The 10,699-nt window shown below is 66.7% G+C and carries 10 protein-coding genes; 5 read left to right on the forward strand and 5 right to left on the reverse strand.

All coding sequences use genetic code 11. The annotated features are described in order from the left end of the window. Positions 1–9: 9 nt before the first annotated feature. Complete coding sequence (locus tag AC4BCK_RS06655) at positions 10–714, reverse strand: TetR/AcrR family transcriptional regulator (protein ID WP_363959333.1); 705 nt, start codon at positions 712–714, stop codon at positions 10–12. 169 nt (positions 715–883) lie between these two features. Between AC4BCK_RS06655 and AC4BCK_RS06660 the strand changes: the two genes are divergently transcribed. Then, the gene (locus tag AC4BCK_RS06660; protein ID WP_490566767.1) at positions 884–1,441 is read left to right on the forward strand and encodes a hypothetical protein; all 558 of its coding nucleotides are present in this window, start codon (positions 884–886) and stop codon (positions 1,439–1,441) included. Positions 1,442–1,561: 120 nt separating this feature from the next. Here AC4BCK_RS06660 and AC4BCK_RS06665 read toward each other — a convergent pair whose 3' ends face one another. The 4 genes from AC4BCK_RS06665 to AC4BCK_RS06680 all read right to left on the reverse strand — a co-directional run bounded on the left by AC4BCK_RS06665 (position 1,562) and on the right by AC4BCK_RS06680 (position 6,843). After that, positions 1,562–3,001 carry a dicarboxylate/amino acid:cation symporter gene (locus tag AC4BCK_RS06665; RefSeq protein WP_490566768.1) on the reverse strand — a complete coding sequence of 480 codons (1,440 nt, stop codon included), beginning with the start codon at positions 2,999–3,001 and terminating at the stop codon, positions 1,562–1,564. A gap of 273 nt (positions 3,002–3,274) precedes the next feature. Beyond that, positions 3,275–4,957: a DUF885 domain-containing protein gene (locus AC4BCK_RS06670; RefSeq protein ID WP_366277345.1), complete on the reverse strand. Its 1,683-nt coding sequence runs from the start codon at positions 4,955–4,957 to the stop codon at positions 3,275–3,277. 69 nt (positions 4,958–5,026) lie between these two features. Next, entirely contained in the window at positions 5,027–5,263 is a 237-nt protein-coding gene (locus AC4BCK_RS06675) for an acyl-CoA carboxylase subunit epsilon (protein ID WP_251424847.1), read from the reverse strand. Then, entirely contained in the window at positions 5,260–6,843 is a 1,584-nt protein-coding gene (locus tag AC4BCK_RS06680; RefSeq protein ID WP_066274540.1) for an acyl-CoA carboxylase subunit beta, read from the reverse strand. The genes AC4BCK_RS06675 and AC4BCK_RS06680 overlap by 4 nt, the downstream gene beginning before the upstream one ends. A gap of 223 nt (positions 6,844–7,066) precedes the next feature. On the opposite strand from AC4BCK_RS06680, the gene AC4BCK_RS06685 reads away from it, so the two are divergent. The 4 genes from AC4BCK_RS06685 (at position 7,067) to AC4BCK_RS06700 (ending at position 10,643) form a co-directional block, all read left to right on the forward strand. Then, on the forward strand, positions 7,067–7,954 hold the full coding sequence (locus tag AC4BCK_RS06685; protein ID WP_310109698.1) for an SDR family oxidoreductase: 888 nt from the start codon (positions 7,067–7,069) through the stop codon (positions 7,952–7,954). Between the two features lie 74 nt (positions 7,955–8,028). Further along, positions 8,029–8,937, forward strand: coding sequence for a biotin--[acetyl-CoA-carboxylase] ligase (locus tag AC4BCK_RS06690; RefSeq protein ID WP_366277347.1), 909 nt, complete (start codon positions 8,029–8,031; stop codon positions 8,935–8,937). Then, positions 8,930–9,529: a PH domain-containing protein gene (locus tag AC4BCK_RS06695; RefSeq protein ID WP_174179523.1), complete on the forward strand. Its 600-nt coding sequence runs from the start codon at positions 8,930–8,932 to the stop codon at positions 9,527–9,529. Before AC4BCK_RS06690 ends, AC4BCK_RS06695 begins: the two co-directional genes overlap by 8 nt. After that, complete coding sequence (locus AC4BCK_RS06700) at positions 9,519–10,643, forward strand: adenylate/guanylate cyclase domain-containing protein (RefSeq protein ID WP_174179525.1); 1,125 nt, start codon at positions 9,519–9,521, stop codon at positions 10,641–10,643. Before AC4BCK_RS06695 ends, AC4BCK_RS06700 begins: the two co-directional genes overlap by 11 nt. Positions 10,644–10,699: the final 56 nt, after the last annotated feature.

Genomic DNA, 10,699 nt, shown 5'->3' on the forward strand with positions numbered 1-10,699 from the left:
CCGATCTGATCAGGAGGAACGGGAGGCTGAGGATGAGGGGGCGGGCGTGCCGCCGATGGTGAAACCGGAACCGAGCAGGGCCATGGCATCGATCAGGAGCTGCCTGAGCTCCGCGAGGGATGCCGGTGAGAGGTCGGCGCCGCGGCGGGAAAACCAGACCTCCATGGCGGCCTTGCCGCAGGAAATCACCGACCCCGCGAGGGCGCGGAGGTAGAGCTCGTCCGCTGCGCCGGGAGTGGCGGACGCACGTTCGCGGGCCACGGCGGTGATCTGTTCCCGGCAGTGGTCCCAGGCTTCCAGCTCGGAATGGGACATCAGGCTGCTCTGCTGGGTCAGTGTGAACAGTTCTGCCAGCGGGGCCACCGTCATCGGGTCCGCAAGCGCCATGAGTGCCTCTTGGGCGGACTGGAGGACGGGTTCGTCGGCGGGCCGGAGCCTGAACTGCTGGATGGCGTTGTCCAGGAAGCCATGGGTGACGGAAGCCAGGGCGGCGTCCGTGCTGCCGAAGTAGTTGAAGAAGGTCCGGCGTGAAATTCCGGCCGCGTCTGCAATGTCCTCCACGGTGAAGTTCCCGGGCCCGCTGCTGCGCAGGAGGGTCAGCGCCGCGTCCGTGATGGCCTGGCGGGTGGCGGCTTTGTTCAGCTCCCGCCGGGAAGGCGGCGCGGAAGGCTGGTCGCCTGGTTGTCCGGGGGCGTCCGGCGGGGCAGGGGTCATCGACACCCTTTTACACTATGTGCAAGTTTGCACTCTGGGCAACTTATTTTCACAGCAGAATGAAAGGTTCCCGACAGCTCTCCCATGAGTTGCTTGCCGATGCTGGAAATGTCCCGAAAAGGACTGACGATCAGCAGCCGTCCCGGACGGCAGTACCAGGAGACAAGAAATGTCACGCACAAAGAAAATGACCCTCGGCCTGTCAGCCGCGGCGCTGGCCCTTGGTGCCGGCATCGGCGTTGCCGGCATGGCCTCCGCTACCACGACACCCACTCCCACCCCGAGCGCGAGCGCATCGGCCGACGGCAGCACCAGCACCATGCCCGGCGGCATGGGCAAGCACGGCGGCCGGGGCGGTGAGCGGGGAATTGCCCAGGCGTCCGCGCTGGCGGAGAAGCTGGGCGTTGAGGAAGCAAAGGTGACGGAGGCCCTGCAGGCCTTCCGCGATGCCAACAAGCCTGCCGGTCCTCCGGCGGAGGGGGAGAAGCCTGATGCAGCCACCCGCGAGGCCGCCCTTGCGAAGTCGCTGGCTGAATCGCTTGGCATCGAGGAATCCAAGGTCACCGCGGCGCTGGGGGAGCTCCGCAGCGAGCGGCAGGCAGAAAAGGCGGCGGGTCTCAAGACCCGGCTGGACCAGGCGGTCGCGGACGGGAAGCTGACGCAGGCCGAGGCGGACGCCGTCACCAAGGCGGTGGAGAACGGCGTGATCGGCGGCGGCGGGCACTGACCGCACGCCTGGCCTCCTGCCGGGCAGCGCCTTGCACAGAGATGGCGCTTCACACAGAAAGAAGTCCCCGGGAACCGTTGGGTTCCCGGGGACTTCTTTGTGGTGGGTGAGCAGGGGCCTTTAGGCCTTCGCATCCTCAAGGTGGCGCGGAGCGGTGTCCGTGGTGGTGCCGTCCTGGGGAGCGGCGTCAGCGTCGAAGCTGTCGTCGACAAACGGTGTGCCGTTGCGGGGCGCGTTGTACAGGTGCTCGTCCAGGATGCCCTGGCGCTTGGCCACGATGGTGGGAACCAGGGCCTGGCCGGCCACGTTGACCGCGGTGCGGCCCATGTCCAGGATCGGATCAATGGCCAGGAGCAGTCCGACGCCGGCCAGCGGCAGTCCCAGCGTGGACAGCGTCAGCGTAAGCATCACCACGGCGCCGGTGGTGCCGGCCGTGGCGGCGGAACCAAGCACGGAAACCAGGGCGATCAGCAGGTACTGGGTGAAGTCCAGCTGGATTCCGAAGAACTGGGCCACGAAGATGGCTGAGATCGCGGGGTAGATTGCGGCGCAGCCGTCCATCTTGGTGGTGGCTCCCAGCGGCACGGCGAAGGAGGCGTAGGCGCGGGGGACGCCCAGGCTGCGCTCGGTGACTCGCTGGGTCAGCGGCAGGGTGCCCACGGAGGAGCGGGAGACGAAGGCCAGCTGGACGGCGGGCCACACGCCCGAGAAGTACTGCTTGACCGAGAGGCCATGGGCGCGGACCAGGATGGGGTACACCGCGAAGATGACCAGGGCCAGGCCAACGTAGATGGCGAAGGTGAACTTACCCAGGGAACCGATGGTGTCCCAGCCGTAGACGGCAACGGCGTTGCCGATGAGGCCCACAGTGCCCAGCGGGGCGATCCGGATGATCCACCACAGCACCTTCTGGATGACGGCCAGCGCCGAAGCGTTCAGGTTCAGGAAGGGCTCGGCAGCCTTGCCTACCTTGAGTGCGGCAACACCGACGGCGATGGCGATCACGAGGATCTGGAGCACGTTGAAACTGACGGAGGTGGTGACCGCGCCGGATTCGGCAACGGTGGAGCTGGCGCCGAGTCCCAGGAAGTTCTTGGGGAAGAGGCCCACCAGGAAGGCCCACCAGTCACCGGACTTGCCGGAGTACTTGGCTTCCTCTGAGATGCCGGTGTTGGCACCGGGCTGCAGCAGGACACCCAGGCCGATGCCGATCAGCACGGCGATCAGGGACGTGATGGCGAACCACAGCAGGGTGTTCCAGGCGAGCTTGGCGGCGTTGGAGACCTGGCGCAGGTTCGAGATGGAGCTGACCACTGCGGTGAAGATCAGGGGTACGACGGCGGTCTGCAGCAGCGACACGTAGCTTGAGCCGATGGTCTGCAGCGTGGCGCCAAGGGCGTTGGGGCTGGCCTTGGTGCTGCCGGTGTACTTGGCCAGCAGGCCGAGGCCGAGCCCGACGATGAGGGCGGCGATGATCTGGAAGCCGAACGAGCCAGCCCATTGGGGCAGCTGGAAGCCGGTCTTTCCTGCGGGGGGAGGAGTGCTTGTCTGAGTGCTCACCCGAATACGCTAAGGGCCATTCGCATACCACGGCGAACGAACATTGAGAAATATTACGTCCCCCAAGTTTCCACCGAAGCCAAAAATCCTTGTGAGGACAAGGGTTTCAGCCCCCTATGTTAAGTATTCCCGGCCCTGCTGTGGTTAATGTCTCTCTGTTGCAGGGGCAAAAGGCCCGACGTGGGTGCCTTCCGGCAGCTTGCTCCCCACCGGCTCCCTAGCCTCGCAAGCTCGGCCAGGGAACCCTGCCGGCGTGGGCCCATTCAGTGGAACTCAGAGCAGTGCCCGCCTGAGCGTGTCGAGCCCGACTGAGCCGATGTTGAGTGCCCTTGTGTGGAACTCCTTGAGGTCGAACCCGGGGCGTGCCTCGAGTTCCGCGCGGATCTGTTCCCAGAGCCGCTGGCCCACTTTGTAGGACGGTGCCTGGCCCGGCCAGCCCAGGTAGCGCGTGAACTCGAAGTTGAGCTGTCCTTCGCTGATGGGCAGGTTCTCCTTCAGGAACTCATAGCCTTTGTCCGGGGTCCAGGTGCCGGAGCCCCAGCGCCCGGGGACTTCCAGCTCAAGGTGGACGCCGATATCGAACACCACGCGGGCGGCCCGCATCCGTTGCATGTCCAGCATGCCCATGTGGTCGCCGGGATCGTTGAGGTAGCCCAGTTCCTGCATGAGGTTTTCCGCGTACAGCGCCCAGCCTTCGCCGTGGCCGGAGGTCCAGCAGACGTTGCGCCGCCATTTGTTCAGCAGTTCGCGGCGGTAGGTCGCGGTGGCCACCTGGAGGTGGTGGCCCGGCACGCCTTCGTGGTAGACGGTGGTGGTTTCGGCCCAGGTGGTGAAGGTGTCCTCGCCGGCGGGGACGGACCACCACATGCGGCCGGGGCGGCTGAAGTCATCCGAGGGGCCGGTGTAGTAGATGCCCCCTTCGTCGGTGGGCGCGATCAGGCATTCCAGCTTCTTCATGACGTCCGGGATGTCGAAGTGGACGCCGGCGAGTTCGGCCACGGCTTTGTCCGAAAGCTCCTGCATCCATTCCCTCAGCGCCTCCTTTCCTTTCAGCTGGCGCGCGGGGTCGTTGTCCAGGATCTCCTTGGCCTCGGCGATGGTGGCGCCGGCCTTGATGGTGTCCGCCACTTGTTCCTGCCGTGCGATGAGCCTGTCCAGTTCCTCGACGCCCCAGGCGTAGGTCTCTTCCAGGTCAACCGTCGCGCCAAGGAACGAGCGGGAGGCGAGGGCGTAGCGCGCCCTGCCCACGGCGTCCTTCTCGGGCGCGGCGGGCAGCAGCTCCGCGCGGAGGAACTCCGCCAGCCCGGCGTACGCTGCCCGGGCGGCGGCAGCGCCGGCGTCGAGCTCTTCCTGGACGGCGGCGGGCAGCGGCCCGGCGGCCGTGGCTGCCCCTGCCGCGAGCTTCGCAAAGAAGCCGTCCCCGGCGGCGTACTTTGTGACCTGCTCAATGACGATCCTGACCTGGCGCACCGCGGCGACCCGGCCGGCGTCCTTCGCCTGGCGCAGGGATTCGGTGTAGCCGGCGATGGCTGCGGGAACGTTGGACGCGCGGCCGGCAATGTGCTGCCAGTCCTCCACGGTCTCCGTCGGCATGAGGTCGAAGATCGCGCGGATGTCCTGGGCCGGGGAGGCGATGTTGTTCAGGTCGGCGTAATCCCAGCCCGAGGCGTGGATCAGCAGCTGCAGGCCCAGCCGCTCCTGCATGGCGTCGAGCGTCACGGCGTCAACATCGTCCTCCGGCTCGAGGCCTTCGAGGTCGGTCAGTGCCTTGCGCGCGGCCTCTGCAAATTCGGCAATGCCGGCGGGGGAGAAGTCCTGGTATTCGGTTTCGTGCCCGGGGACGCCGAGGGTAGTGGCGAAGGACGGGTTGAGCCTGATGAGGGTGTCGGTGTAGTCATCTGCGACGGCGTCGATGCGGGTATGCGGGCGGGCGGCAGGAGAGGTGTCTGTAGTCACCCTCAGAGACTAACGGCGCTGCGGCTCTTCCGGACAGGCCCACGCCGCCGGAGCGTGCGGCAGGCCCCGCTAGCCGCGGCTCCGCTTCCACGCGCCGGGACCCGGGGTGGGGTCCAGCCTCAGCTGCTGGCGGCGGACCCAGTGCCGGACCGGCGGCTTGTCCGTCCCGGTGTTCTGGACGCCGCCCAAGGAAAGCACGACGGCGGTCAGCGCCGCCAGCTCCTCGGCTGTCGGCTGCCCTTTCACTACTGAGAGGAGGGGCGTGGCGGGTGCGTTGTTGTCGCCAGCAGGCTCGGTGGGGGTCACAGCGGAATGTTCCCATGCTTCTTGGTGGGGAGGCTGGCGCGCTTGTCGCGCAGGGCGCGCAGGCCCCTGATGATCTGCAGCCGGGTTTCGGAGGGGGCGATGACGGCGTCAACGTACCCGAGTTCCGCCGCCTGGTAGGGGTTGAGGAGCTCCTCCTCGTACTGCCGGATCACTTCGGCGCGCCGTGCCTCGACGTCGCCGCCGGCCTCCGCCACCGCGGCGAGGTCGCGGCGGTACAGGATGTTGACGGCGCCCTGGGCGCCCATGACGCCGATCTGGGCGGTGGGCCAGGCCAGGTTCAGGTCTGCGCCGAGTTTTTTGGAGCCCATCACGATGTAGGCGCCGCCGTAGGCCTTGCGGGTGATCACGGTGAGCTTGGGCACGGTGGCCTCGGCGTAGGCGTACAGGAGTTTGGCTCCGCGGCGGATGATGCCCTGGAATTCCTGGTCCTTGCCGGGAAGGAAGCCGGGCACGTCCACCAGGGTAATGATGGGAATGTTGAACGCGTCGCAGTGCCGGACGAACCGGGCGGCCTTTTCCGACGCCGCGATGTCCAGGGTGCCGGCGAACTGCAGGGGCTGGTTGGCAACGATGCCCACCGTATGGCCTTCCACCCGGCCGTACCCGATCATGACGTTTGGCGCGTACAGGGCCTGCATTTCCAGGAAGTGGCCGTCGTCCACGATCTGCTCAACCACCGTGCGCATGTCATAAGGCTGGTTGGCGGAGTCGGGGATGAGCGCATCCAGGGCGAGGTCGTCGTCGTCGAGTTCCAGTTCCTGGGTGTGCTCCAGGACGGGTGCCTCGGACAGGTTGTTGGACGGCAGGAAGTCCAGCAGTTCGCGGACGAACTCGATGGCGTCCCCTTCGTCGGAGGCAAGGTAGGTGGACGTTCCCGTGGTGGCGTTGTGCTGCCGGGCGCCGCCGAGGGTTTCCATGTCAACGTCCTCGCCGGTCACCGTCTTGATGACGTCCGGGCCGGTAATGAACATGTGGGAGGTCTTGTCCACCATCACCACGTAGTCGGTGAGGGCAGGGGAGTAGGCGGCCCCGCCGGCCGAGGGGCCCATGATCAGGGAGATCTGCGGGACGACGCCGGAGGCGTGGACGTTGTTACGGAAGATGTCCGCGAACATCGCCAGGGAGGCCACGCCTTCCTGGATACGGGCTCCGCCGCCGTCAAGGATGCCGACGACGGGGCAGCCGTTGCGCAGCGCAAACTCCTGCACCTTGACAATCTTTTCGCCATTGACCTGGCTGAGCGAGCCGCCGTAGACGGAAAAATCCTGGCTGTAGACGGCCACCAGGCGGCCGTCCACGGTGCCGTAGCCGGAAACCAGGCCGTCGCCCAGCGGCTTCTTCTTCTCCATGCCGAACGCTGTGGATCGGTGCACTGCCAGGGCATCGAACTCCACGAACGAGTCCTCATCCAGCAGGAGGCCGATGCGCTCCCGGGCGGTGTTCTTGCCGCGGGCGTGCTGCTTTTCGATGGCTTCGGGGCCGGAGGGCTGTTCGGCACGCGCCTGGCGGTCGCGGAAATCGGCGATCTTTCCCGCTGTCGTTGTCAGATCGTGGCTCATCAAGTGTCTCCGGCTCTGTAGCAGATTGATTCTGTGGTGCTGAGTTTGCTGGCCGGCAGTTGTGCAGGGTTTTAAGTAGCTTCCACACAAAAGACGAACCCTGCTGGCAAGTCTAGTGACGCTTCCGGCCGCCGCAGCTGTAGGGAACCTACAATTTTCTGCGCCGCGATCACCAGCAATGTCATGTTACTCGTCAGTAACTTAGCTGGGTTAGAGTGGTGCCATGACTTCGAGCAATGATGCTTTGCACGCCCCCGCAGGCCCCTACCGGGCCGCCGCCTCCCTCCACGGACGGACCCTCGTGATCTCCGGCGGAAGCCGCGGCATCGGCCTGGCGATTGCCCTCCGTGCGGCCCGGGACGGCGCCAATATCGTCCTGATGGCCAAGACCGGGGAGCCGCATCCCAAGCTTGCCGGGACCGTCTATTCCGCCGCCCGGGAGATCGAAGACGCCGGCGGACAGGCGCTGCCCCTGGTGGGGGATGTCCGGAACGATGACGACGTGGCCCGCGCCGTCTCCTCTGCGGTGGAGAACTTTGGCGGGATCGATGCCGTGATCAACAATGCGTCCGCCATCGACCTCTCCCGCACCGACGACGTGGACATGAAAAAGTACGACCTCATGCAGGACATCAATGTCCGCGGGACGTTCCTGCTGTCCAAGCTGGCGCTGCCTGCGCTGCGGTCATCGGACAGTGCCCACATCCTCACGCTCTCGCCTCCCCTGAACCTCGATCCCCACTGGGCAGGAAAACACCTTGCCTACACCATGGCCAAGTACGGCATGAGCCTGACAACCCTTGGACTCGCCGAGGAACTGAAGGCGGACGGTATCCGGGTGAATTCGCTGTGGCCGTGCACCCTGATTGATACGGCGGCCATCAGGAACATGCCCCACGGGGAGAGCATTGCCCAGGCAGCGCGCGGCCCGGAGATCATGGCGGACGCGGCCCACGCCGTGCTCACCGGCAGCAACGTGGAAAGCGGCAGCCGGCCCAGCGGGAATTTCTACACGGACGAGGCAGTGCTCACAGCTGCTGGAGTCACTGATTTCCGGCCGTACAGCCTGGGGGCTCCGGAAGACCGCCTGGTGCCGGATATTTTCCTGTAGCCGGCCCTCCGCCGGTCCCGCAGGTGCCCCGGCTGCGGGCAGCCGGGGCCGGGCCGGGTCGGTAGAGTTTAGGTATGGATGACGCACATGCCCCCGGTACGCCGCTGAACCGGAGCGACCTCGCGGACCAGGACTTCCTGTCCGCCACCGGCATCGCACGGCTCGAGGTGGTGGACTCCACCGGGTCCACCAACGCGGACCTGCTCCGGTCGGTGACCGTGGAGCCCTCGGCGTGGCCGGACATGTCGGTGCTGACGGCCGAATACCAGACGGCGGCCCGGGGACGCCTGGACAGGCACTGGGAGGCGCCGCCCCTGAGTTCCGTGTCCGTTTCGGTGGTCCTGAGGCCCGCGAACGCGGAAGGCAGGCCGCTCCCCACCCAAAGCTATTCCTGGCTGTCCCTCATCGGAGCCCTGGCGCTGCGCGAAACCCTGCTGGAGACGGCCGGCCTCCCCGCGGAGCTGAAGTGGCCCAACGACGTCCTGGTGCGCGGAAAAAAGATTGCCGGAATCCTGGCCCAGCTGGGTCCCATGGTGGACGGCTCGGTGCCGCCCGTCATCCTTGGAACCGGCTTGAACGTCACCCTCCGGGAGGAGGAGCTCCCCGTGCCCACCGCCACGTCCGTGGTCCTGGAGGCGCCGCGGACAGCGGACCGGACCGAGTTGCTGAAGAGCTATCTGTCGCACTTTGCCGTTCTTTACCGCAGCTTCTGCAATGCCGACGGCGATCCCGCGGCGGGCCTGGCCGGCGGCCCGTCGCTGCACAAGCGCGTGGAGGCCGTCATGACGACGCTGGGCAAGCAGGTGCGGGCGCAGCTCCCCGGCGACCACGAAATCATCGGCCACGCATCCCGGCTCGACGAGTACGGCTCACTGCTGGTGGTTGACCGGGATTCCCGTGAGCACGTTGTGACTGCCGGCGACGTGGTGCACCTGCGTCCGTGGACCTCCCCGGATGCTTCCGGCCAGGGCGGATATGCGTAAAGACCTCGTCCCGGGCGAGCAGGTGATTGTCACCACCCGCCCGCAGCCGAGGAAGCTGGCGGGGGCAGCCGCAGCCTTCATACTCTCACCGGCACTTGCCGCCTTTGCTTCGGCGTGGGTGGTCCGCGGGGAAGCGTTGAGGGTCATCCCCGGCCTGGAGGCACGATGGACGCCGGCGCTGGTGGCAGGATGCATCCTGGCGGCGGCCGGCGTCTGGCTGGGTTACTGCCTGCCCCGGCTGCTGCGATGGCAGGGCACCCGGTATACGCTCACCAGCCGGAGGCTCATCTCCAGGTCCGGCCTGGTGCGGCGGCAGGACCAGCAGGTGAACCTGGCATCGGTGCGCCACCTGACCGTCCACGAGTCGGTACTTCAGCGCCTGTTGCGCTCCGGGAATATATCCTTGGAAACCGGGTATCAGGGCGTCGTGACTTTCCGGGATGTGCCGGAGGTTGCCAGGTTCCGGGATTTCATCCTTGACGCCCTCGAGGAACTGCCCGACGAACGCGAAGGCCAGTCCGGCGGGGCGCTCGATTACCCTGCCGGAGCATTGCCATGGGAACTGAGAGAAGGTGGACGGGATGAACGATGAGGACCAGCAGGAACGCGTGGACTCGATCACGCCCCCGTCCGCGATGGACGCCCATCCCGCGACGGGCACCATGTCAGCCGAACGGCTCGCCATGAAGGCGCTGGAAGCCCGGCTCCTTGGGGGCGAACGCAAGCTCCGCCGTCGTGAAGTCGCAGCCGGCGCAGGGCTGTCCCTGCTGTCCGCCCGCAAGCTGTGGCGCGCCCTGGGCTTTCCCAACTTCGGCGACGAGGACGTTGCCTTCACCGAGCGGGACCAGGCCGCACTTTCCACCGTGGTGGACCTGGTGCGCTCCGGCAAGCTGACGGAGGAGGCCGCCATCTCTGTCACCCGTTCCATCGGGCAGATGACGGACCGGATGGTGGTATGGCAGATCGAAGCCCTTGTGGAGGACATGGTCCACGAACAGGGGGTCACGGATGCCGTGGCGCGCAAGCGGCTGGTCAACGAACTGCCCGCGCTGGTGGACGCCCTCGAAGAAATACTGGTGTACTCCTGGCGGCGCCAGCTCAATGCCGGCGTGCAGCGGCTCGCCGTCCGGGCGGAGGCGGGGCTCCAGGCCAGTGAGGAAGGCCGGGAAGGCGATGAGGACGACGCGCCGCTGCCGCTGGCACGCGCCGTGGGTTTCGCGGACCTGGTCTCCTACACCAGCCTGTCCCGGCGCATGAATGAAAAAACCCTCGCCCGCCTGGTCCAGCGCTTCGAGAACAAGTGCGCGGAGATCATCTCCGTCGGCGGCGGCAGGCTGGTGAAAACAGTGGGGGACGAGGTCCTGTACATCGCGGAAACCCCCGCTGCCGGCGCTGAGATCTCCCTTGCCCTGGCGCAGGCCTTCACGGAGGATGAAATCCTTCCCGAAGCGCGGGTGGCCATGGTGTGGGGAAGGATCCTGTCCCGGCTTGGTGACATCTACGGGCCCACGGTGAACCTGGCGGCGCGGCTTACCACCCTGGCCGACCCCGGGACGGTGTTGGTGGACTCGATGACGGCCTCGGCCCTGGAGCACGACGAACGGTTCGTGCTGGAGCCCCAGCCGCCCGAAAACGTCCGGGGTTTCGGCGAGATCCGGCCGGTGCGCCTGGAGCGGGGTCTTGGCAAGGGGCTTGTGCTGGACTAGGACGCCTGATTCTTCAGGTGGAGGGACCAGCCCTAAAATAGTTTCTCCAGTTGTTG

The sequence above is a fragment of the Pseudarthrobacter sp. As-47 genome (genome assembly GCF_058215595.1).